Raw genomic sequence first — 23,623 nt, 5'->3', positions numbered from 1 at the left:
TACAGAAAACACCTCCCCTTTGGAATACAAAACTTCTTCACAACAAGAATCACCATTATCACACCCAGACAACGGCATGGAAAACCTGCATTTTGAAAACCGAATAGACCTTTCTGGACTCCAAAAAGGAATAGATTTAATCAAGGAGGAGATTAGCAAGGTTATCGTTGGGCAGAAAGGAATGATCGATATGCTTATCGCTTCTATTCTAGCCAACGGCCATGTACTTATTGAAGGTGTACCTGGTGTTGCAAAAACCATTTCTGCGAAGTTATTGGCCAAATCGTTGAATGTTGGTTTTAGTCGCATACAGTTTACCCCAGACCTAATGCCTAGTGATATTTTGGGAACATCGGTGTTTGATATGAAATCATCAGAATTTAAGTTTAAACACGGGCCAATATTTTCGAATATGGTACTTATCGACGAGATAAACCGGGCTCCAGCAAAAACACAGGCCGCCCTGTTCGAAGTGATGGAAGAACGTCAGATTACCATTGATGGTAAAAAATACACTATGGATTTACCATTTATTGTACTGGCAACTCAAAACCCTGTTGAGCAGGAAGGAACCTATCGCCTACCTGAAGCGCAATTAGATCGTTTTATTTTCAAAATAGATATCGATTATCCAAATCTTAATGAAGAAATCGAGATTATTAACAGAGAACAAACTCTTCAGGGCGCAACAAAAATTAATCAAGTAACTGCTCATTTATCAAAAGATCAAATTGCCAAATTCCAAGCATTGGTAAACCAAATAAGAGTAGAATCTCATCTAATAAAGTATATCGCAGATATTATTGTGAACACTCGTAACAATCCGTTTTTGTACTTAGGAGCATCACCAAGAGCTTCTATTGCCATGTTACGTGCCAGTAAGGCTTTTGCAGCCATGAAAGGTCGTGATTTTGTGACTCCAGAAGACATTAAACAAGCTGCTGTTCCGGTATTACAGCACCGTGTGATTGTTACTCCAGAACGCGAAATGGAAGGCGTTACCACCAAACAAATCATTAAACAGATTATAGAAACTGTTGAAATCCCAAGATAAGGCACATACCTCATGCTAAAGCGACTTAAACCATTTTATATACAGAACAGATTTTTCTATGTCATAATAGGCATCATGGTCTTGTTTGTAATTAGTTATATATATCCTAAATGGTTTAACATCATCAAATTACTCCTATTGGCATTGTTAGCCTTTTCTTTTTTGGACACCTTGATACTGTTCATGGCTAGAAAAGGTCTTCATGCCGAAAGAACCCTCCCTGAAAAACTATCGAATGGCGACCAAAACCCCATCGAAATCACTTTGGAAAACAGATACACGTTTGCTGTAAACGCCTTAATAATTGATGAAATACCAGAACAATTCCAGCAACGAGACTTTGAGATTTTCAGAAAACTAAAAGCTGCTTCAAAAACCACTTTACAGTATGAATTAAGACCTACTGAACGAGGGAGGTATCATTTTGGGAAATTAAACATTTACATCACTACTCCCTTTGGTTTAATTGCAAGACGCTATAGCTTTTGCGATAACGCTATGGTTCCAACATATCCAAGCTTTATCCAATTACGCAAGTACGATTTAATGGCCATTAGCAATAATCTACATCAATATGGTATAAAGAAAGTTCGTCGTATTGGCCATACCATGGAGTTTGAACAGATCAAAGAGTATGTAAGCGGTGATGACCTACGCACCATAAACTGGAAAGCCACAGCCAAGAAAAACCATTTGATGGTCAATCAGTTTCAGGATGAAAAGTCACAACCGGTGTATTCTGTAATCGACAAAGGCCGTGTAATGAAAATGCCCTTTCATGGTTTAAAATTGTTGGATTATGCTATCAATGCCTCATTGGTGATTTCAAATGTTGCACTTAAAAAACAGGATAAAGCAGGTATTTTTGCCTTTTCTAAAAAAGTTGAGAACATGGTAGTGGCCGAACGTCGCACTTCTCAAATGAACTTGATTCTGGAAACCCTATACAATATAAACACTGATTTTTTTGAAAGTGATTTTGGCCGATTGTATGCCGATATAAAACGTAATATCACCCAACGATCCTTAATTCTGTTGTATACCAATTTCGAAACATTGGACGGCTTAAATCGACAACTACCTTATCTCAAAGGGATTGCTAAAAGTCACCTACTAGTAGTTGTTTTTTTCAAGAATACTGAACTTAACAACTTCATAGACAACAAAGTAGAAACCATTCAGGATGTTTACGATAAAGTTATTGCTGAAAAATTCGCTTTCGAAAAACGTCTTATTGTTAACGAGCTAAGAAAATACGGAATTCATTCTATTTTAACTACCCCCGAAAACCTAACCATTGATACTATTAACAAGTATTTGGAGATTAAGGCTAGAGGACTGCTATAACAACTCATCACTTATTAACCACAGTTCGGTAGAGTTTTCTTTTAACAGACTATAATACGTTGGATATTTGTTCTATAACTTAAAAACTTCTAATCATGAAAACCATTTCGCTATTGCTCACCTTTATATTAGGATCTTTAGTCTCAAATGCCCAAGACACTACTAGAACAGATACTTTAAACACAAAAACAATTACCGTTACAGTCGATAATGTCCTTAACGATAATGGCAATATTTTAATTTCTTTACATACTGTAGAAACCTTTATGAAAGGTCCTGGTATTATGCACAGCAAACTTAAAGCCGAAAAAGGAGCTATGACGATTACTTTCGAAAATGTATCTCCCGGAACTTATGCTATCCTAGTGCTCCACGACGAAAACGATAATCGCCGTATGGATTTTGGTCCAAATGGTATGCCACAGGAATCATATGGAATTTCCAACAATAGTATGCTGTTTGGTCCACCGATATTCAGCGACGGTAAGTTTGAATTAAAAGATGAAAATCTAGATATCCACATTCGTTTTTAAACACAAAAAAGCGGCTACTAGCCGCTTTTTCACACTATCAATTGGCTCTTAAACGGTTTCGTTTAACCAAGCCTTCATCATCCAAACAGTTTTCTCTTGTTCTGTAATAAAATCACTCATCATTGAGTTAGTACCTTCATCATTGGCATCACCTGATTTTTCCAGAATATCACGCTCTATCTTTAATAGCTCTGTTAATGAGTCTACAATCAATTTTACTGCTTTCTCATCTTGTGATATATTTTTTCCAACGGGTACCTTCCCTGCTTTGGTATAGTCTTCAAATGTATGTAATGGAGTTTCACCTAGTGTAAGCACACGTTCAGCAATTTCATCAACTTTTATATTGGCATCGGTGTAAAGTTCTTCAAATTTCACATGCAGATCAAAAAATCGCTTCCCTTTAATATTCCAATGTATCCCTCTCAGGTTTTGATAATACAATTGAAAATTAGCCAAAAGAACATTTAGGTCTTTTGCTAAATCTTTTGTCTTTTTAATATCTAATCCTAAGCTGTTTAATGTCATAATTAATTGTTTTTTTATTTTATTTATAACAAAGGTAGCCTATAATAAACGTTTTCAATCATAAGTTTTATTGATAGTTTTTATATTTTTATAGTCCAAACCAATTAAGATGACAATTACTCAATTATATTACGTTCTTGCTGTAGCAGAACACCAAAACTTTACCAAAGCAGCCGAAAAATGCTTTGTAACCCAGCCTACTTTAAGTATGCAAATACAAAAGCTGGAAGACGAACTGGACATACTGATTTTTGACCGGTCCAAAAAACCCATTGAACTTACTGAAGTAGGAAAAAAAATAGTAAACCAAGCCAGAAACATTGTCAACGAATCGTATAGAATTCAGGATATTGTTGATCAGCAAAAAGGATTTATCGGTGGGGAATTTAAACTCGGCATTATTCCAACCGTCATGCCTACCTTACTGCCAATGTTCCTCAAAACCTTCATTAAAAAGTTTCCTAAGGTGAAACTCAAAATTGAAGAGCTTACTACAGAAGAAATCATTGCCAGAATAAACGATGGCCATCTTGATGCGGCTATAGCTGCAACCCCTTTAGAGAATGAGTCCATTAAAGAACGTGTACTTTATTACGAACCATTTGTAGGCTATGTCCCTAAGAACCATAGATTACATGACAAAAAGAATTTAGACACTTCAGATTTAGACCTAAACGATATGTTATTATTGGAGGACGGACACTGTTTTAGAGATGGTGTTATCAACCTCTGCAAAACGTTTAAGGACCTTGAAAATGAAAAATTCCAATTGGAAAGCGGAAGTTTTGAAACCCTAATAAAACTCTCTAACGAAGGACTTGGAATGACCCTACTACCCTATTTGCATACATTAGATATTAAAGAACAGGAAAAAGTTTATCTGCACCATTTTAACGAACCTTCGCCAGCAAGAGAAGTAAGTATTATTTATCACAAAAGCGAACTAAAAATGCAGATCATAGAAGCTATCAGAGATGTCATTAGTGGAATAATCAGAGGCGCTATTGCTTTTCATAATGTACAAATCATCAGCCCCTTGCCTACAAAAAAATAAAATAAAAGCCGTTTCAAATTAGAAACGGCTTTTAAGTTTTATATTTGGTAATTAAGATATATCGACATCCTATTTTTAGAAGTAACATTTCCCCCAAACAACTTTTGATATATAGGCTTGGTAAAATTCCCGCCTATTACAAACTTCTTCAGTATTACCTCAACGCCTAAAGTTCCGTTGGTAATTCCTCCGTTCGTATTTGGCACTATCTGATCGTATTGAACTATTGAATCATAAACATCTCCATTTAAACCAACAAATGGCATAACACTTGTCTTTTTTCCTGCTATGTTATAAAACACATTAGCAGAATAACTGAATTGATTTCCAAAACGGTAGTCATACTTGTTCTCCCCCTTTAGATAATAGGTAGTCAATGTACTTAGTCCAAATCGTTTTCCGCTATAATTATAAGCAATGGAAAAAATGCCGTCCCAACTTCCGGTCCCAACCTGAAAACCAAGATTAATCCTATCGGCATAGGCATTTTCAAACTCACCAGTTGGCAGTTTCACACCAATACCAAACTGAAGTTTATGTCCAGATTCTTCAGGCTCATTTGTTAAATACAGTTCACCTTCCTTCTTCTTTTTATAGAACGTTAAACGGTACCACCCCATTAGGTTTATATCCCCCAAGCCCTTGATATGTTCTTGGTGGTCTTCAAAATTCCTGTAAAGGTCTTGATAAGGCACAATAGCAGTAGCATAAAACGTTTTGTAAATAGGCACCTGTCCCCAAACCTGATAGGTATTAAAACTTTCGTTGCTGTTTGGTGAGTTGTTAAAAATACCATCTTTCGATTCGAAAGTCTGATAAATATATCGAGCTCCTAAAAAGTTGGTATTATTCAAAGTTCCAAAACCAAAACTCCCACTGCTGGTAGAACAACCACACAGGTCGCAAAAAAACTCCTCTGGGTAATCCCAAGGATAGATTGGCGGATTGTTTCCAGCATAATTTTGGAAACTCAATAGACCCAATACAAATACTAGAAATACTCTTTTAATATTCTGAAAAACGTTCATCGTTTAAAAATTCATTATCTGTTAAAGTTTTAAGGAAGGTGATTATAGAGTTCTTTTCGTAATCGCTAAGCTCTATTCCAAAAGTGCCGTCCTCACGTTGCAATGCAGGATCTACATTACCATTGTCTACCATTCCACTGTCATAGAAATCCAATACAACTTCCAAACTTCCAAAACGACCATCGTGCATGTATGGATACGAATGCTCCACGTTACGCAAACTTGGCACACGAAACTTGTAAAAGTCGGAAGCAAAACCCGTAACGCGTTGCCTCCCCTCCTCGTCTGGATATTGACTGTTAAATGGTAAGCCATTATTACGGTATGTCTGATCGGTAAACAAATCTGTTGCATGGCAACTAGCGCATTTTTGCTCAAAGGTGTTTTTCCCGTCAAGTTCGGTTTGAGTCAATGTTATTCCATCCTCTTGACGTACGTACTTATCGTATTTAGAGTTTGAGGAAATCATCATTACCATAAACTGTGACAATGCTTTAAGCATGCGTTCTGAATTTATCTCAGAATCACCAAAGGCACGTTCAAATTGTTTCTTATAATTGGCATCTGCACGTAGTTTATCCAGCACAGAAGATATTGTCTCCCCCATTTCAAAAGGAGAGGTTACAGGGATAACAGGCTGCATATCTAAATGAATGGCTGCACCATCCCAAGTAAACTCATTGAAAAACGCCAAATTTTGTATAGGCTGCGAGTTTCTGAATCCCAAACCCCCATCTACTCCATGACTTACAGTATGTCCGTGGTGAGTAAAAGCAAAAGCCTGCTCATGACAAAACCCACAGGAGATTACTCCATTAGATGATAGGTTTCCATCATAAAATAAAGTCTTTCCCAATTCAAAACCTTCCTGTGTTGGCGGATTTAAGTCAACATTATAAAGCAGCTCAGGAAAATTAGATGGCATACTAACCTCTAAAGTGATTGGTATAGGAATGTACTGACTATCTTCCCTACTACAGGAAAATAGCAGTAATGCCAATACCAAGCTTAATAGTATTGATTTCATATTCAATATGTTTATACCTTCCCAGAAATTCACCCGGGGAAAGTTGTTATATTAATTGTGAATATGATCTACCGTAAACATTTCGTCTACGTTAGCAACTATAAGAGGAGCCTTTTCTCCATCTACGTGAATTTGGTCTCCTTGCTCTAAAAAGATTTGATTGGTACCATTCAAAATATCAGAAATATTGGCAACGATATGAATTGCTGGAGCTACATTGGTTCTTACCACAGCATCCATCGGTAAATCTAAAGTTAGTTCACTATAATTGTCCAATGCTGTTCCATGGCTACCCATATGCACCGAAAAAGCTGTTTCTGCTGTTACGCTTTCACTAGTATACATACCTTCATAAACCAAAAACTTATATCCCGCTGTCCAAGACCAAATCATTCCTTCATTAGTAGCAAGTTCTAAAAAGTCTCCCTGACCTTCAGCTCCTTCGAGATACTTTTCTTGGTCTACACCTATACCAAAAGTTATTTTAGTGTAGTTTCCAGCAGGTACTTGACTTAAATCGATAAATTGAGAAGATTGATTTTCCTCACTTACAATAAAATAAGAGTCGTTTTTAGGATAAGTAAATTCTTCTCCATTCTCATTCTCCAAACGAATATTACTAATTATGTATTTAAGCTTGTTAATGGTTATTTGCTCAGCTCCACAAGCATTGTAAGAAGTTGTGCTTAATATTAAATCGTTATCGTTATAAGCATTATCGAATTCCAAGGTTATATGGCCTTCTCCACTTATAGTATTATCGTCTGATGAACATGAAGATATTGTAAGACATAGCAGTGCAGCCAATACAAAAATTGATTGTTTCATTATTTTTTTAATTACAGTTATTTAAATACGTAAGATTTGGATTGGGAAAATATCTCCCAACCCTGTAAAAAAAGATGATATTAAATAACTATAATGCTTGGCGGCTTAAAACTAGATCCCGAAAAAAGAAAACGGTAGTTATTGTTATAGTCTATTACTACCTTATGGGAATCTGAATAAAATGGTGAGTTAAACTCCAATTGAGTCTGCGAGGCCTGAAATACTGGAAGAAAACCTTCAAATGCAGAAACTATAGCTTGATCTTGCAAATTGGAATTCTCTGCAGTGGTTAATTGCAGCTGTTTGGCCAAGTGACATTTTCCGTTACACTGTAATTTGGGTTTGTCCTTGTTAACACAATAGTTCTGTACAATGTAATCTATGTTAAGTTCATAGTATATTACCTGCCCCAGATAAAATACTGGACGGAACGAAAGTGCCAAAAGCATTAATATAGCAATGTACCGCTTCAATTGAAGATTTACTTTTTTGCAAAAGTAACACTTAGCATTAAACGTGAACAAACAATTAACAAAAAAGGCTACCAAATGGTAGCCTATGTTTTATGCTTTTAAATAAATCAACGATTGTTGTAATTCTGGGTTCTGTAAAATGAGGGACTTAATAAAAATTTTTAATTCTTCTATTTCATAAGGCAACAATCTTTGTGCTGCCTTTTGGACTTCTTTACAAAACAACGTTGCATCGAAACTTACTTTTTTGAGTATAGTTTTAGTATACTCAAACATTGCTCTTGCCATAGTGATTTTTAGGGTTTAGTTGTTTTTAAATAAATTAAATTTCTAATAGATTTTTTATTGGGACGCCTAAAAGTAGTAAAAAATTCTTTTGAAAAAAGGTGGTAAACAAAAATTAACACAACAAAAAAGCTAACATATTAACAATCAAATATAAATTCACTTAAAAAATTATATATTTCTTAAAATTTCACCATCAAAACAGAAACTTCCTTATCGTAATCTATTGTTTACAAAGAAAATCTACAAAATAGACAGTTTAACATTTGCGTTACAAACAGTTAAGTTTATGTTCAGTTTAGTCTGTAACCATACTCTTTAAAAAAATATCTCTCAAAAAGTTATAAATCTAATCCTTTTTGCTATCCATTTTCTAATGTACCCAAAGATTAACCAGGATATTTTCAGTTGGACTGAGTACAAGCATCAGTTATTAATTTCTCAAACAATCTACAATGAATTAATAACTGGTTCTAATTATTTGTTCACTTTAGACACAAATACAACCTGAATCTCTAGCTCTATTAGTTTTTATATTTTTTTCGAAACCCCATTGGTGATAAGCCTGTCTTTGATTTGAACATCTTAGAAAAGTAGGCATAGTCAGAAAACTCAAGTGTGTAAGCAATACCGGCTAAATTATTATTAGAATGAACAATTAATCTTTTGGCTTCAAGCATAACTCTTTCGGAAATGAGTTCGCTAGTAGTTTTATCTAAAGTTTCTTTAACAACTCTATTCAAGTGCTTGGTGGTTATGTTTAGCTCACTCGCATAGAATTTTGGAAATTTTTGATCATAAAAGTTTATTTCGATTAAAGTTTCTAGTTGTTCGAGTATTTTTAAATAGTTATATGGATAAAACTTTACCAAATTTATATTGGGAGTATACGCTCTTGTTAAATCAATATAGATACAATTGATAAGGCTAACTATTTTTAGCTCCCGAAAAATATCATTTCGTTTTTGCTCTTCGAAAACCTCTTGAAACTTACTATTAAAATAGTTTATGTCATTTTCAGAAATCTGTAAAAAAGACGGATTTTGATATGAATAGTAAAAAGGAAAAGAACTGAGTTTGTGGTCTAAAAAGTTTAATTCATAAAACTCTTGTGAATGGAAAAAGATAAAACCCTCTGGTTGGCTATCAAATTTCCAAAAATGTGTTTGCCCAGGCTTTAAAAAGAAAACTTTCCCTGGATTTATGGAATAAGTATTAAAATCTATTTCATGAATTCCTGTTCCCTCAGTAAAAATAACACACAAATAGAAGTCATGGCTATGCGGTTTGCTGATCAAATCCTCATTCAATTTAATATGGTTAGAAAAAGAATTGACATAAAAACCTGTTAAAGGTTTCGACTTTTGAAATTGCTTAATATTAAGAACGGGAACTCTCATATAAATGTCCTAAAAATACAATAAATAGAGTTAAAACTATATGACTACAAACAAGCTTCAATAATAGTTTTGCAGCTATATTAGTAACATAAGTTATGAGCAAAGTAATGAATATAGCAAAATGCAAATGTCCTAAATGTAAAAAAGGTGACATATTTAATAGCAAAGGAAATATTTTTCTTTTCCAAATCCCCAAAATGAATAGCCATTGTAAGGTGTGCGGCTATAAATTCGAAAAAGAAACCGGTTTCTTTTTTGGCGCTATGTATGTTAGTTATGCTCTCGCCGTAGTACAAATGTTGGCAAGTTTTATCATTTTATGGCACTTTATAGGCCTATCACTTTTTAATGCTTTCTTGACCCTTGTTTTAATAGTAATTTTAGCTAGCACTTTTAATTTTAGGGTTTCCAGAGCTATTTGGATATATATTTTCCATAAAAAATAGACTGTTAAAAACACAATAACTGATTGCCTCTTATACCTAAAAGTTCTCTCTGGTTTTATGTTTTATCAGATAACTAAAAATATTACTTCATCAACTTTAGTTTTTTTCCGCAACTTTATTCATGCAATACGGACAAACAATTACAAAAGCCATTTTTTATATTTAGTATTCTTTATATGGTATTTAGTTCGCTTAGTTTATCTTCCTCAATACACCTTCTAATATTTCGTCATTTTCATCTAACAAATAATCCTTGATTAAGATATCCGGGATTACTCCTTGCTCTTCTGTACTACCGTTAACCCTTACAATATATCCCTTAGAAACCTTAACCTGAATTCCAGTATTTGGAAGCCTATATTGAAACTGAGAGGCATATAAAGACGCATAATCTCCTGTTTCCTCTCCTACGATGACTCCAAATTTATGATCTTGTATTTGAGCTGCGGTTAACGCTGCTTGAGAGTGTGATTGCCTGTTAACCAAAACAAAAACTTTGCCTGTAAATCGGTTTTGTATGGTTTGAGGTTTGTATTCATCAAACTCATATTCGTAAATCTCGCCATTTTTATGACCTAGAATTTCCTGAAAATAAGTCTTTGTTGTATCGTTATTCCTTCTTACATGATCTTTTAGGAATTGACTTGTTTTTAAAGTGAATTTAGAGTTCCATTTAAAAGGTTTATTTGCAATGTATGCCACCAGATAATCGCTAAAAGAGTTATCCCCTCCACTGTTATTTCTGAGGTCAATTATAATACTGGTGCTTTTTCTATTGCTTATTTCAACAAATGATGAGTCTATGAATTTCCTATACCCCTGTTCGTCTCCTGAAAAATGCCCAGGGTTCAAGTAAGCGGTTCGTCCATGAAATTTGAGAGTCATTTGAGCATTCAAAACTTCGGTTCGTTTAGCCTCGTAGTCTTCGATCAGATTAATGGCTTTTAACACATACTTTTTTATGCCTTTATCTGTTTTAATTTCAACATCAAAAGTATCCTGTCTTCCGAAAACCTGCCAATAATACCTTGGGAAAGAATACAGTTCTATTTTGGCATTTTTAAAATAAATTCGTTCAGCTGATATTTGTGGGTATATTTCAGAAAGTATTTTGGACATTGATTGACCGTTTATACTCAAAACTTCCGAACCTATCTTTATACTATCATTACCTGAAAAGTTTTTTCTCACTAAGGGTATATTGTTTTCAAAAGCAATTTCCAAAGGAAAAACAGTTCCTCCAGAATAAGCATATTCTCCATAAGACTGACCAGGAAAATCAATTTCTGTATGCCCATTGTTGACAGCCGATATCAATCGCTGAAAAATATTGGTAGCTTCCAACAAACTCATCGAATCTTTAGGTATTGAGGATTTTACAGCTAAATATATCGAATCAAACACTTGTTTGGTAGTATAAGCGTAAACATTATAATGCGCCTCTTTTAAGGATTTACTTAGGAATTTTAAATCTTTCAACACCTCTTCTTCCGAGAACTTATGGTTTGATTGCCCAAGTGAGTTTAGTGATAATGATAAAAAGATTAATATGCACTTTATTTTCATTTACTATAAAAGTTTATGAGTGAAAATTAATGACTGAGATTAATTGAGTATTCTTTGAACAAAGAACATGGAAACACTAATTTTTTTCTTTACACTTAGTTGAGAAAAAATTGGTATAAGTTTTTATTTTTTTGGCAAGTACAATTTCATTTTTCCGATTTCCAACTCGTCCAAATGCCCCATTTTGGTTTCGTCTGCTGTTATTAAATGCATATGTAAAAATGAGTCGTGATGTGTAAACACGCCTTTGTGTTCCGTGGAGAAATACCCAATTATTTCAGCATCTTCATTCCTGAGACCATAGTTTATTTGTCCCTGATGCGCTTCCTTAGGCGATGACACTTTTGTTCCTGCAGGCAAATTTTGAATATGAATAATTGCATTTGAAACTTGCCCTATTAACTTAAAAGTAAAAGGACGTTTGAAATCTAATGTCTTTTCATCAATAAATTTTTCCAAGTCCTCAATGGACTTAATATTATTAGGCAATTCAATTTCATTCCATTCAATAACATTGGAATGAACAAAGAAAGGTGCAGAAACATCAAATCGCTTCTCAACAGTCATTGTCGAATCTGAAGCAACTTTCGACACATAGCTTTTTCCATTATTAATCAGTAACTCCCCCGTTAGATAGACCTCCGGTCCAAGACCATATAGTCCTTTTTTATTAGAGATTGTGTCAAGGTCAATACTACTACCTAATTCCCCTTTCCACATAACATTTTTCATTGCTCCAACAATATTAATATTAGGATAAGTTTCTACATTTCTCGCACTTGGCTTTTTCTGGGATGAATTACAACTTATCACCCCAATTACTAGTAGTCCTAATGCTATTTTTCTAATCATCATTTTATGTTTGTTCTTTTATTTTAATTTATACCAATTCATTCAATCTACAAATCTAGAGGATTTCAAAGCATATGAAAGCCTAAACTAAACAAATCCCTCAAAAGTAAATTGAAAAGCATTATAAGCACCCCTTGGTTTAAAACATCGGTTATCAACATTGAATTTTTACTCGTTCACCTAGCTACATACTAAAAATTTCATCTTACCTAGAATGTTTTTAAAGCCTATAAACTATAAATGTTTTCATACTACTTATATATTCAAACCCAAAACTTAACAACCATTTCATTTACAGCCATTTAAAATAATCACTAACTTAGTAATGCTCCCAAAAATCCTATTCACAATCAAATAACAAGTACATTATGCTACAATGAATATGGAGTTCAAGCAAAAAAAATGGTTAGTTAAAGTGCTTAAGATTACAGGGGTACTCACAATAATAGGTTTTATCCTTCTTTACATATTACCCATTATATTTGCCGATACCATTACCCAGAAAATAAGAACCCTTGCCGATAAAAAACTAGCGGCAGAAATCAATTTTAGCCATTCAGAGTTGTCCTTCTTTAAACACTTTCCCCACCTTACCCTATCACTTTACGATATTAAATTAAACGGCTCCAAGCCTTATGAGAATGAACTCCTTTTAAAGTCTAAGGAGATTAGCCTTGGTATCGACATGTTCAGTATAATATTTGGAAAAGCTGCCACTGTAGATGGCATTTACATTATCGATTCCGATATTTTTGTTAGAATAAACGAAGTGGGTATACCCAACTACAACATTTATATTCAAGAGGAAGAAGAACAGGATTCCTTAAAACAGGGCAAACCCGTAGAGGCCGCCCTCAACCTAAAGACCTTTCAAATAAAAAACAGCACAGTGCACTACAACGATAAATCTACAAAAGTGCAGGCCGAAGCTATTGGATTTAACTACATTGGCAAAGGCCACTTTCTGGAATCGGATGTTGAACTGGAATCGAAAGCAGAAATTGGGGATTTGGATTTAAAGTACGAAGGCCTATCCTATTTAACAGATAAAAGCATTCGCACCAAATTGCTTACAAAATTCAATACCAACTCCCTTATTTTGGTCATTGAGGATCGAGCCTTTTCCATTAACGAACTACCAGTTCAGCTACAAGGAACTGTTGTTGTTTTAAAAAACGGTTATGATCTCAACCTTAACATCACCACCAATAATAGCAAGTTAAGACAACTTTTTACGGCTTTCCCTCCGCCGTACCTCACTTGGTTAGAACAAACTAACGTGAAGGGACAATTGGATGCTAGATTAGCAATAAATGGTCAGTACATTTCTTCTGAAAACATAAATCCAGACATTGAATTTTCAATTGCTTTGCGAAATGGCCACATCGCCTTTTCGCAAAGCCCCATGCCAGCAAAAGACATTAGCCTTAAACTGGAAGCAAAACTACCCCAAAGCGATTACAAAAAAATGAATATGCTTTTGGACACACTTCACTTTAGCATAGGAGATGGCTACCTACGCAGTAAAGCAACCATAAACGCTAAAGAAAATGCATTGAATGTTAACGGCACACTTCTTTCCGATCTTAATCTTGAAGAATTCAATAGAGCCATCGGCATTAACGATCTTTACCTCAAGGGAATGCTGAAAGCAAATATTGTTACCCAAGGTAAATTCAATGAATCCGAAAACAGTTTTCCTAAAACCGAAGGCCAGTTCAAATTAACCGATGGATGGATTAAAACAGGCTACTACCCAACTCCCATTGAAAACATTCAAATTAAGGCAGAAGTCCATAACACCAACGGTACCTATAACGACACCGATATCTTGATAGATCCTGCGTCATTTACTTTCGAGGGCGAACCGTTTACCCTTAATGCCAAATTCTCTAACCTCAACGATGTGCTATACAACATCAAGGCAAAAGGGGTTATCAATGTGGCCAAGGTTTACCATGTATTCGCTCAGGAAGGCTTGGATTTAGACGGATACATTAAAGCGGACGTAAGCTTCTCAGGACGCCAAAGCGATGCCACTAACGGTAATTACAACAAGCTTAACAACAAAGGAACACTGGAAGTAAGGGAAATAAAAACCCATACAGAGTACCTACCCAAACCCTTTATTATTAAACAAGGCCTGTTTACATTTAACCAAAACACCATGGGATTCAACAATTTTAAGGGGATTTATGAATCCTCAGATTTCACCATGAATGGCCAAATGGAAAACGTAATCAACTTTGTCCTCTTTGAAAACGAAATCCTTAAAGGTGACTATAGCATTACTTCTAATTACATAAATGTTAACGAATTCATTGCAAGTAGCAGTCAGGATAGCCTGCAAACAGAAACTCCTAAAGTAGCAGTTGTTAACGATACGATTCAAGAGTCTTCATCAGTTTATGAATTTGGAGTTATAGAAATCCCCTCCTATCTGAATATGACATTGACAGCCGATGCCAAAAAAGTCCAATATGACGAAATGAATTTAGAAAACCTTAAAGGTAATCTGGTTATCAATGACGGTCAATTCATACTAACTGACGGCTCTATGGACATGATTGGAGCCAATGCTAAAATGGATATGTACTATAAAAATGAAGGCGTACATAAAGCCGATTTTAAATACAAACTGAAACTTGACGATTTCGACGTGCAACGGGCCTATAACGAATTGAAACTTTTCAAAACTATAGCCCCAGCTGCAGAAGATGCCGAAGGTGTTGTTTCCATAGAATATAGCATTGCTGGAGTTCTCAATCATAACATGCAGCCCGTATTACCATCACTGGAAGGTGAAGGTGTGCTTACTGTCAAAAGTGTACAGTTAAAGGGTCATAAAGTGTTAGGTGCTGTTTCCAAACAAGCTAATGCTGAAGACATTAATGATCCGGAAGTGTCAGATATTCAAATAAAAACCAAAATAGACAATAATATTGTAAATATTGAACGCTTTAAAATTAAGGCTAAAGGCTTTCGTTTGCGTACTGAAGGGCAAACTAGTTTAGATGGACAGCTCAACCTAAAAATGCGACTGGGTCTCCCTCCTTTTGGCATTATAGGAATTCCTATAAAAGTTACTGGAACCCATGAATCCCCAGAGGTAAAGCTAGGTAAGAAAACCAAAGATCTAGAAGAGATAGACTATAAGGATGTCGACTCTAGCAATGTTGAAGAACTACTGAAATACGATTTACCTGATTCCATTCGCACTCGCTTTGCACCTCCTAAGCAGGATAGCATTCCTGATGATGAACAAGCTAAACCTGTAGATTCACCTGAAGAAGAACAATCGCAAACCAAAATGGATTCACTATATCAAAACATTCATAACATAACACAAGATTCACTAAAAACAAACACTACCAAACCCAAAGAAACTGATTAGGCTCCAGAAGAAAGGCAACAAGCTATTTCAGATATTGTATATCATAATTTGAAAACTTCAACACAATGGTTCCCGTTTTAAGACTATCCTTTTCCAACTCCCTTTTATCCAAATTGGCTTCTTTAGCTATGTAATCAATTGGAATTTTTAGCCGTTCTACTTCAAAAACCACTTCTATAGTATTGGGAAGCACATCTGAGGGCTTCTCATAGTACATATGTAGAGTATAGGTTCCCTCCTTTTTTGTACTTATTTCTGAAATTACAAGCCTATTGAGTTCAGGATCGATTGTTACTGTAGCTATGGAAAAATCTGCTTTCTTATCTACAGGAATAATATTGAGTTGTTTAAGGCTCTTTCCGTTGTAGTTAACCCCTCCTCGATCTACAGTAATGTATTCATACTTCAATAATCTATCTAGCTGAAAGTCCAATCCCTTTTTAGGCACCATCATAAACTGCTTGGATACAATTTGTAAAGGCTCTCCTTGCTCATAAACTACTTGACCGAACTTGGTTGGTATATTCACATAATCCAAATCTACCTTCAAACTCAAGTCGGCCTTAAAAGATATAATAGAATCCATTCTAGATTTGACAAGCAATAACTCAGCATCCTTTTGTCCCATTAGATGAAAACTCAAAAAAACAAACACTATAAAGAATAGTCTTTTCATATTAGATCCTTTCTATTAAATCCATAAATACCAATCCCCATAACAGCAAAGGTATATATCACTAAAAAAACGCTATTCTTAACAATTTGTCCCCAATCAATTTTATATTCAAAAAAGTACTGCCATGTATTGTTGAGTTTCATATAAGAATACTCATTAACAATGCCATTTCCAAAGTCCATTTTATACAATACATTGGAAACAATTACAAACAAGACTGCCACAATCCAAGTTTTTGCAGATTCTTCCAAAAACACCGCCAACGTTAAACTCACAACCGAAAAGAAAATCATAGTAAGTGTTCCCGACAGAAAAGCCATGATTAACCTAAAGCCCGCCTCTTTACTCTCAAAAAAATTGAGTGTTTCCAAATACACTATTAAATCTCCCTGCCCGAAGATTAAATAGGAAAAGGAGAAAGAGGTAAGCATTAAAATCAAAACGGATAAAATGGTAAACAGGATACCGACAATGTATTTACTTAACAAAAACTGTTTTTTATTTACCGGTTGCATGAAAACCGTTTGAAGGGTTTTATCCTTAAATTCAGTTGTTAATGTTCCAGAGACAATAATCATCAATATTAATGGTAAATGAAACCATAATGTGTTAAGGATTAAGTATACCATAAGATTTCCATTAAGCAAATTCCCTTTAAAATAAAAAGATTCCTTTAAGCTTTCCAGAAACAAATCTATTAAAGCGTTGCCCTGATAATAGGCACTTACAAGCACCACAGCTTCAATAACTATCAGCACTCCCAAAGCGTAAAACGTATGGCTTTGCTTGGTCATTTTCAAGATTTCGGCTTTTACTAGGGATTTCATCGAATCATACTTCAAAAAGTTGGTTCATGTCAATTTCAGGGTAACAAGAAGTTATTTGAATTCCTTCTTCATATAGCTTACTTAGAATACTGGGGATTTCAACTTGTTTTATTTCTGCCAAAATATGCCCTGTTTCAACATATATAGAAAAGGGCTTTAAACTATTGGATAATTCTATATCCAACCCATAAAAGTGGTAGCACTTAGAACATTGATTGATTAATTTTTGGGTGTCACCAAACTTAATGACCTCTCCCTTCTTAATAACATATAGGTAATCGCAAACCTTACTTAGCTCTTCTATAATATGCGAACTTAGCAAAATAGCAAGGCCATCCTCCTTAGCTAGCTTTAAAATTAACGACCTCAAAGCAGTAATTCCCATAGGGTCCAACCCTGAAAATGGTTCGTCTAAAATAAGACAGGATGGATTATTAAGTAGCGCTACCGCAATCCCCAATCGTTGCTTCATTCCCAAAGAGAAGTTTTTAACAACATCTCTTCTTTCTATTGGCAACCCGACCCGTTTTAGTAAAACTTCAGTTTCATGGTCCGTGAGCTGTAAACCTTGAATCCTGGAAAAAACCCTTAAATTTTCAACTGCACTTAAATACTCATAAAGAGAGGGCTTTTCAACAATCCCCCCCAAAGGTTTTTTATGGTTAGAATTTACAATCACCTTACCTTTCTCTTTAGAAACCAGACCTAAAAGAACTTTAAATAGAGTTGTTTTTCCTGCTCCGTTTTCACCCAAAACCCCTCTAATTTCACCAGCCTGACAAGAAATATCAACATTATTTAAAACCCTTCGTTCTCCAAAAGATTTACTTATTCTTTCGGCTAATAAAATCATGCTTGAAGCTCCAATTGAAGTTTGTGGTAATCATATTTTGGCTTGTAGTTCTTCTCTAAAAAAGTTCTAGACCAAAAGGCTTTCCTAAAGAAAAACAGAGGGTCCTTTATCATAAAATAAGGAATATAATGGTACCATTTCACACCACTCCGCTTGTAATGCAATCTTATTTCCTTTGCGTAACCCAATTCGTCTGCAGCTACAATTGCTGCATTTCTCTGGCATTTAGAGCCAATATAAAAATTGGCAATCCTCCGATTAAAACCAAATTTATAAAACTGATCCTTGGCACGTTTGTAATTTTGAAACCGAGACCAGCCATCCATAGTCACCAAAAAGATATGAACAAAAGAAAACAAGAAACAGACTCCCCAAATTATTATTAATAATCGATCTTCTCTTGCCATCGCTTTTTTGAGTAGGCTCCAGAAAAACCAGGATTCAAGTATGAAAAGTATCAAGGAATAATAAAGAAGTCGCCCCACTCTTAAGTAAGAAATAAATATAGGAGGCTGTTTGGGTAACGCTTTGATTTCCATAGTTAGATGATATGCTTATCATAAAGTTACGGATAATCAAATGAGTTTCATAGTGTAAACTATGCCTTTCATCCATAAAAAAACGCAACCCTAAGGTTGCGTTTGAATATATTAGGTGTGTTCGTTTATTAGAACATCTCTCTTCCTGCAAAGTGGAAAGCACTCTCAATAGCAGCGTTCTCATCACTATCACTTCCGTGAACAGCGTTTTCACCAATAGAAGCAGCATACAGTTTTCTGATAGTTCCTTCTGCAGCCTCAGCTGGGTTAGTCGCTCCGATAAGCGTTCTGAAATCTTCAACAGCGTTTTCTTTTTCCAAAACAGCAGCTACAATCGGTCCACGAGTCATATACTCTACCAATTCTCCAAAAAATGGACGCTCACTGTGAATAGCGTAAAAAGTTTCTGCATCGGCTTTTGTCATTTGCGTTAACTTCAAAGCTACAATTCTAAATCCTGAAGCTGTGATTTTTTCAAGTATTGCGCCAATGTGTCCCTTTTCAACAGCATCTGGCTTAAGCATTGTAAATGTTCTGTTTGTTGCCATTTTCATATTTTTAAATGTCGTGCAAAAGTAATGGTTTTCCAATTAAAAACAAGACACTCCAAGTTTAAAAAATTGTATATTCGCCCTCTATGAACACACAAGATCTTTCCGAAGTAAAATCTTTACTCCACACTGCTAAACAAGCAGTTATTGTTCCACATAAAAACCCAGATGGTGACGCTATGGGATCCTGCTTAGCAATTTGTCATTACCTATTGAAGTACGACGTAGATGCTAAAGTTATCTCTCCAAATGACTATCCTCACTTCTTGAAGTGGCTACCAGGAGACGATCAGGTTTTGAAATACGAAACAGACAAAGAAGTTTGCGATAAACTGATTGGCGATGCCGATGTGATATTCACACTCGATTTTAATGCACTAAACCGTGCAGGTGATATGGAGCTTTCTTTAGTTAAAAGTAAAGCTATTAAGATTATGATTGACCATCACCAACAGCCTGACGATTATGCCAAGTACATGTACTCTGATGTTAACATGAGTTCAACCTGTGAAATGGTATACAGATTCATTGAAATGTTAAATGACAGTTCTAAAATAGATTCCAAAATAGCCACTTGTATTTATACCGGTATTATGACAGATACAGGCTCTTTCCGTTTTCCATCGACAACTAGTGCTACCCATCGTGTTATTGCTGATCTGATTGATAAAGGAGCTAATAATGCTCAAATCCACAATAACATCTATGACACCAATCGTTATGAGAAATTGCAGTTATTGGGTTGTGCATTGACCAACTTAAAGGTGTTACCAGAGTTTCGGACAGCATTTATTACCCTATCGCATGAGGAATTGAACAAATTCAATTTCAAAAAAGGCGATACCGAAGGTTTTGTTAATTATGGTTTGTCTTTAGACAACATTATTTTTGCAGCCATTTTCATAGAAAACAAACAAGAGGATATTGTTAAGATTTCACTACGTTCTAAAGGTGGTTTTTCTGTAAACGAGTTCTCTAGGACTCATTTTTCTGGAGGTGGCCATATCAATGCTGCCGGAGGGGCGAGTGATATGTCTTTGGAAGATACCATTGAAAAATTTATTAGTATCTTACCGCAATATAAACAAGCACTCAACTCATGAAACATTTAATATATATTGCTTTCGCCTTTCTGACTTTTATTGGTTGTAAATCTCCTGAGCCCCGCAAGCCTGTTAGTGTGAATAGCGGTTCATTTATAGACCAATCGGTTGAACGAAATAAAAAGCTTAATGAGCATGAACAAAAACTCATTGAAGACATCATAAAAGGCAACCCAGAAATAGACTACATCGCTTCAGAAAGTGGGTTTTGGTACTACTACAATACTAAAATTGAAAACGACACACTATCTAAACCTGCTTTTGGTGATTTGGTAAACTTTAATTACGATGTCAAAACTTTAGAAGGAGATTTAATTTATTCTCAAGACGAAATAAAAACCCAAAACTACGCCATGGACCAACAAGAGCTTTTTACAGGGCTTCGCGAAGGTCTTAAATTAATGAAAGTAGGAGAAACAGTTACATTCCTTTTCCCTTCCCAAAAAGCTTATGGCTATTATGGAGACGAAAATAAAATAGGAAGCAGTGTCCCTTTAGTTTGCAAAGTCACTGTAAATTCTATAAGCCAAAACCAAACCAATTAATAAACCATGACATTAGTAAAAAAAACTATGAAATTATTTTTATTAGCAATGTTGGTGAGTTTTACATCTTGCCAAAATAAATACCCCGATCTTGGCGATGGTATTTATGCTGAAATCGTAACCAACAAAGGAACAATGGTTGCCCAATTAGAATACCAAAAAACACCAGTAACAGTAGCGAACTTCATTACTCTTGCAGAAGGGACCAACCATTTGGTCGATAGTACTTACCAAGGAAAAAAATTCTACAATGGTTTAACCTTTCACCGAATCATTAAAGACTTCATGATTCAAGGTGGAGATCCTGAAGGCACAGGAAGAGGTAATCCTGGCTATAAGTTCAAGGATGAATTTGATGCTACTTTGGTACACGACACATTGGGCATACTTTCAATGGCAAACTCGGGACCTGCTACCAACGGCAGTCAATTTTTTATCACTCTTAAGGCCACTCCATGGTTAAACAATAAACATTCTGTATTTGGCCATTTAGTAGAAGGAAATGATGTCTTAACAGCTCTTGGCAATATAGAAACCACAAAACCTGGAGACAAACCAAAAGAAGATGTAATCATTCAAGAAGTAAACATCATTAGAAAAGGAGAGGCTGCACAAGCTTTTAACGCTTCAGAAGTGTTTAAGAATCATTTCGTTGAATTAGAACAGGAAAAGAAAGAACGTGAAGCAAAGTTGAACGCTGCCCGAGAGGAATTCATTAAACAAAATGAGAGCCCTGAAGGTACTGTAAAACGTTTGCCTACAGGAGTAGTGATGATATATAACAACGAAAATCCCAATGGGGTGAAGCCTACTTCACAGGATAAGGTATTAATAAACTATGCTGGTTACTTTGAAGACGGACAGTTGTTTGACACCAACTACAAATACATTGCAGAAAAGTTCGGAAAATATGACGAAAATAGAGATAAGCGCGGTGCTTATAAGCCATTCCCTATGATTTATAATGAGCGAGCCACTTTGGTACCTGGATTCCGTGAAGCAATGTTAAACATGAATGTAGGTGATAAAGCGAGAGTATTTATTCCTTCATTCTTGGCTTATGGTGAAAGAGGAATGCCTCCTGTTATCCCAGCTAATACCAACTTGATTTTCGATTTGGAAATTACTGGTATCCAAGAGTAATTCTAAAATACGATCAATAAAAAAAGCCTTTCAATAGAAAGGCTTTTTTTTATATATAACTGCACCTCAATTAGTTCTTTGGAATATTCTTTAATATTTCAAGAACATACTTCCAGTACTTTTGTGCAGAAGAAATACTTGCACGTTCATCTGGAGAGTGAGCTCCTTTGATGTTTGGTCCAAAACTTATCATATCCATTTCTGGATAATTGGTTCCTAAAATACCACATTCCAGTCCTGCGTGACAAGCTGCTACATTAGGATCTTCCCCATTCATTTCCTTGTAAAGATCAACAAGAACCTTTAATATGTCAGAATCCATATTAGGTGTCCAACCAGGATAATCTCCAGAGAACTCTACTTCACACCCAGTCAATTCGAAAGTAGCACGAAGCGTATTCGCTAAATCCCACTTAGAGCTCTCTACTGATGAACGAGTTAAACATGCGATTTTTATATTACCATCCTTAATCTCTACACGGGCAATATTATTCGATGTCTCAACAAGACCAGGAATATCGGCACTCATACGGTACACACCATTCCAAGCAGCATAAAGTGCACGGGTTACACCTTCCTGAACACCCAAATCCATAATCGTTTCTGGGGTTTCACATCTTTCAACCACAATAGTCAATCCTGGTTCAACTGTTTTTAATTCTGTTTTTAATACTTCTGTCTTCTCTTGCATTTCCAGCTCAAAAGCTTGCTCGTGAACAGCATCGATTGCTACTACGGCATTGCTCTCTCTAGGGATAGCATTTCTTAATCCACCTCCATTAATTTCAGAAATACGAAGTCCAAAATTTTCGAAACCATCAAACAACAAACGGTTCATCAATTTATTGGCATTACCAAGTCCTTTGATAATATCCATTCCAGAGTGACCTCCTTGAAGCCCTTTAACTGTAATGGAATATCCTATTTTGAATTCTGGCGTTTCCTCTACATTATATTCACGTGTCGCTGTTACATCTACACCTCCGGCACATCCAACACCTATTTCATCATCTTCTTCAGTATCCAAGTTTAAAAGAATCTCGCCGTCAAGAATTCCTCCTTTTAATCCCATAGCCCCAGTCATTCCTGTTTCCTCATCAATCGTAAACAAAGCTTCAATTGCTGGGTGGTCGATATCTTTACTTTCCAAAATCGCCATAATTGTCGCTACACCAAGTCCATTGTCGGCTCCTAAAGTAGTTCCTTTAGCACGAACCCAATCACCATCAACATACATTTCAATTCCTTGGGTATCGAAATCGAAATCAGTATCATTGTTTTTTTGATGAACCATATCCAAATGCGACTGCATTACAATGGTCTTTCGATCTTCCATACCAGGAGTAGCTTGCTTTTTTATAATAACGTTCCCTACTTCGTCTTCAATAGTTTGTAACCCTAAATTATTACCAAACTCCTTCATAAAAGCAATAACGCGCTCTTCCTTTTTCGAGGCTCGAGGCACAGCATTAAGGTCAGCAAATTTATTCCACAGAGCTTTGGGCTTTAGTTCTCTTATTTCTGAATTCATAGTATCTTAAAAATTAAGTCACAAAGGTAGGTATTAGAAG

At 35.4% G+C, this 23,623-nt stretch carries 24 protein-coding genes; 9 read left to right on the top strand and 15 right to left on the bottom strand.

The genetic code is table 11. The features are described from left to right. The first annotated feature begins 76 nt into the window (after nt 1–76). The 3 genes from PWU04_RS02970 (at nt 77) to PWU04_RS02960 (ending at nt 2,934) form a co-directional block, all read left to right on the top strand. On the top strand, nt 77–1,054 hold the full coding sequence (locus PWU04_RS02970) for an AAA family ATPase (protein ID WP_274474669.1): 978 nt from the start codon (nt 77–79) through the stop codon (nt 1,052–1,054). Between the two features lie 75 nt (nt 1,055–1,129). Then, a complete protein-coding gene (locus PWU04_RS02965; RefSeq protein ID WP_274474323.1) occupies nt 1,130–2,401 on the top strand; it encodes a DUF58 domain-containing protein in 1,272 nt (423 codons plus the stop codon). Between the two features lie 95 nt (nt 2,402–2,496). Beyond that, entirely contained in the window at nt 2,497–2,934 is a 438-nt protein-coding gene (locus tag PWU04_RS02960) for a DUF2141 domain-containing protein (protein WP_274474322.1), read from the top strand. A gap of 48 nt (nt 2,935–2,982) precedes the next feature. Here PWU04_RS02960 and PWU04_RS02955 read toward each other — a convergent pair whose 3' ends face one another. Beyond that, nucleotides 2,983–3,462, bottom strand: coding sequence for a Dps family protein (locus PWU04_RS02955; protein WP_274474321.1), 480 nt, complete (start codon nt 3,460–3,462; stop codon nt 2,983–2,985). Between the two features lie 109 nt (nt 3,463–3,571). On the opposite strand from PWU04_RS02955, the gene PWU04_RS02950 reads away from it, so the two are divergent. Next, nucleotides 3,572–4,516 (top strand): LysR substrate-binding domain-containing protein, encoded by a 945-nt coding sequence (locus PWU04_RS02950; protein ID WP_274474320.1) that lies wholly within the window; start codon nt 3,572–3,574, stop codon nt 4,514–4,516. A gap of 38 nt (nt 4,517–4,554) precedes the next feature. On the opposite strand, the gene PWU04_RS02945 is transcribed toward PWU04_RS02950, so the two are convergent. The 6 genes from PWU04_RS02945 to PWU04_RS02920 form a co-directional block, all read right to left on the bottom strand. Further along, a complete protein-coding gene (locus PWU04_RS02945; protein ID WP_274474319.1) occupies nt 4,555–5,544 on the bottom strand; it encodes a transporter family protein in 990 nt (329 codons plus the stop codon). Then, entirely contained in the window at nt 5,522–6,571 is a 1,050-nt protein-coding gene (locus PWU04_RS02940; protein WP_274474318.1) for a cytochrome-c peroxidase, read from the bottom strand. Before PWU04_RS02940 ends, PWU04_RS02945 begins: the two co-directional genes overlap by 23 nt. A gap of 51 nt (nt 6,572–6,622) precedes the next feature. After that, nucleotides 6,623–7,399, bottom strand: a complete 777-nt coding sequence (locus PWU04_RS02935) for an MbnP family protein (protein WP_274474317.1) — start codon at nt 7,397–7,399, stop codon at nt 6,623–6,625. 80 nt (nt 7,400–7,479) lie between these two features. Then, nucleotides 7,480–7,872 (bottom strand): hypothetical protein, encoded by a 393-nt coding sequence (locus PWU04_RS02930; protein WP_274474316.1) that lies wholly within the window; start codon nt 7,870–7,872, stop codon nt 7,480–7,482. Between the two features lie 90 nt (nt 7,873–7,962). After that, complete coding sequence (locus tag PWU04_RS02925) at nt 7,963–8,160, bottom strand: hypothetical protein (RefSeq protein WP_274474315.1); 198 nt, start codon at nt 8,158–8,160, stop codon at nt 7,963–7,965. A 521-nt stretch (nt 8,161–8,681) separates the two neighbouring features. Then, a complete protein-coding gene (locus PWU04_RS02920) occupies nt 8,682–9,557 on the bottom strand; it encodes an AraC family transcriptional regulator (protein WP_274474314.1) in 876 nt (291 codons plus the stop codon). 95 nt (nt 9,558–9,652) lie between these two features. Here PWU04_RS02920 and PWU04_RS02915 point away from each other — a divergent pair, with 95 nt between their 5' ends. Next, complete coding sequence (locus PWU04_RS02915; protein WP_319946474.1) at nt 9,653–10,003, top strand: DUF983 domain-containing protein; 351 nt, start codon at nt 9,653–9,655, stop codon at nt 10,001–10,003. A gap of 192 nt (nt 10,004–10,195) precedes the next feature. Here the strand turns inward: PWU04_RS02915 and PWU04_RS02910 are convergent, their stop codons facing one another. Beyond that, on the bottom strand, nt 10,196–11,569 hold the full coding sequence (locus tag PWU04_RS02910; RefSeq protein ID WP_274474313.1) for a S41 family peptidase: 1,374 nt from the start codon (nt 11,567–11,569) through the stop codon (nt 10,196–10,198). A gap of 123 nt (nt 11,570–11,692) precedes the next feature. Then, nucleotides 11,693–12,424, bottom strand: coding sequence for an acetolactate decarboxylase (locus PWU04_RS02905; RefSeq protein WP_274474312.1), 732 nt, complete (start codon nt 12,422–12,424; stop codon nt 11,693–11,695). Nucleotides 12,425–12,803: 379 nt separating this feature from the next. Between PWU04_RS02905 and PWU04_RS02900 the strand changes: the two genes are divergently transcribed. Further along, nucleotides 12,804–15,815 (top strand): AsmA-like C-terminal region-containing protein, encoded by a 3,012-nt coding sequence (locus PWU04_RS02900; protein WP_274474311.1) that lies wholly within the window; start codon nt 12,804–12,806, stop codon nt 15,813–15,815. Nucleotides 15,816–15,837: 22 nt separating this feature from the next. Here the strand turns inward: PWU04_RS02900 and PWU04_RS02895 are convergent, their stop codons facing one another. From PWU04_RS02895 to PWU04_RS02875, 5 genes are all read right to left on the bottom strand, one after another. After that, nucleotides 15,838–16,491 carry a hypothetical protein gene (locus PWU04_RS02895; RefSeq protein ID WP_274474310.1) on the bottom strand — a complete coding sequence of 218 codons (654 nt, stop codon included), beginning with the start codon at nt 16,489–16,491 and terminating at the stop codon, nt 15,838–15,840. Beyond that, the gene (locus tag PWU04_RS02890; protein ID WP_274474309.1) at nt 16,488–17,318 is read right to left on the bottom strand and encodes an ABC transporter permease; all 831 of its coding nucleotides are present in this window, start codon (nt 17,316–17,318) and stop codon (nt 16,488–16,490) included. The genes PWU04_RS02895 and PWU04_RS02890 overlap by 4 nt, the downstream gene beginning before the upstream one ends. A gap of 4 nt (nt 17,319–17,322) precedes the next feature. Next, nucleotides 17,323–18,171 carry an ABC transporter ATP-binding protein gene (locus PWU04_RS02885; RefSeq protein WP_274474308.1) on the bottom strand — a complete coding sequence of 283 codons (849 nt, stop codon included), beginning with the start codon at nt 18,169–18,171 and terminating at the stop codon, nt 17,323–17,325. Next, entirely contained in the window at nt 18,168–18,578 is a 411-nt protein-coding gene (locus PWU04_RS02880) for a hypothetical protein (protein ID WP_274474307.1), read from the bottom strand. Before PWU04_RS02880 ends, PWU04_RS02885 begins: the two co-directional genes overlap by 4 nt. A 260-nt stretch (nt 18,579–18,838) precedes the next feature. Then, nucleotides 18,839–19,258, bottom strand: a complete 420-nt coding sequence (locus PWU04_RS02875) for a nucleoside-diphosphate kinase (protein WP_274474306.1) — start codon at nt 19,256–19,258, stop codon at nt 18,839–18,841. Nucleotides 19,259–19,347: 89 nt separating this feature from the next. Here PWU04_RS02875 and PWU04_RS02870 point away from each other — a divergent pair, with 89 nt between their 5' ends. From PWU04_RS02870 to PWU04_RS02860, 3 genes are read left to right on the top strand one after another with little or no spacing between them, the layout of a single operon-like run. Then, nucleotides 19,348–20,364, top strand: a complete 1,017-nt coding sequence (locus PWU04_RS02870; RefSeq protein ID WP_274474305.1) for a DHH family phosphoesterase — start codon at nt 19,348–19,350, stop codon at nt 20,362–20,364. Continuing rightward, entirely contained in the window at nt 20,361–20,909 is a 549-nt protein-coding gene (gene gldI / locus PWU04_RS02865; RefSeq protein WP_274474304.1) for a gliding motility-associated peptidyl-prolyl isomerase GldI, read from the top strand. Before PWU04_RS02870 ends, gldI begins: the two co-directional genes overlap by 4 nt. 27 nt (nt 20,910–20,936) lie before the next feature. Continuing rightward, nucleotides 20,937–22,052: a peptidylprolyl isomerase gene (locus PWU04_RS02860; RefSeq protein WP_274474303.1), complete on the top strand. Its 1,116-nt coding sequence runs from the start codon at nt 20,937–20,939 to the stop codon at nt 22,050–22,052. 70 nt (nt 22,053–22,122) lie between these two features. Here the strand turns inward: PWU04_RS02860 and PWU04_RS02855 are convergent, their stop codons facing one another. Continuing rightward, a complete protein-coding gene (locus PWU04_RS02855; RefSeq protein WP_274474302.1) occupies nt 22,123–23,583 on the bottom strand; it encodes an aminoacyl-histidine dipeptidase in 1,461 nt (486 codons plus the stop codon). Between the last annotated feature and the right edge of the window lie 40 nt (nt 23,584–23,623).

The organism is Mangrovimonas aestuarii (assembly GCF_028767185.1).
In the GTDB taxonomy this organism is placed as follows: Bacteria; Bacteroidota; Bacteroidia; order Flavobacteriales; family Flavobacteriaceae; genus Mangrovimonas_B; species Mangrovimonas_B aestuarii.
This window is presented reverse-complemented; position numbering and strand designations above follow the sequence as displayed.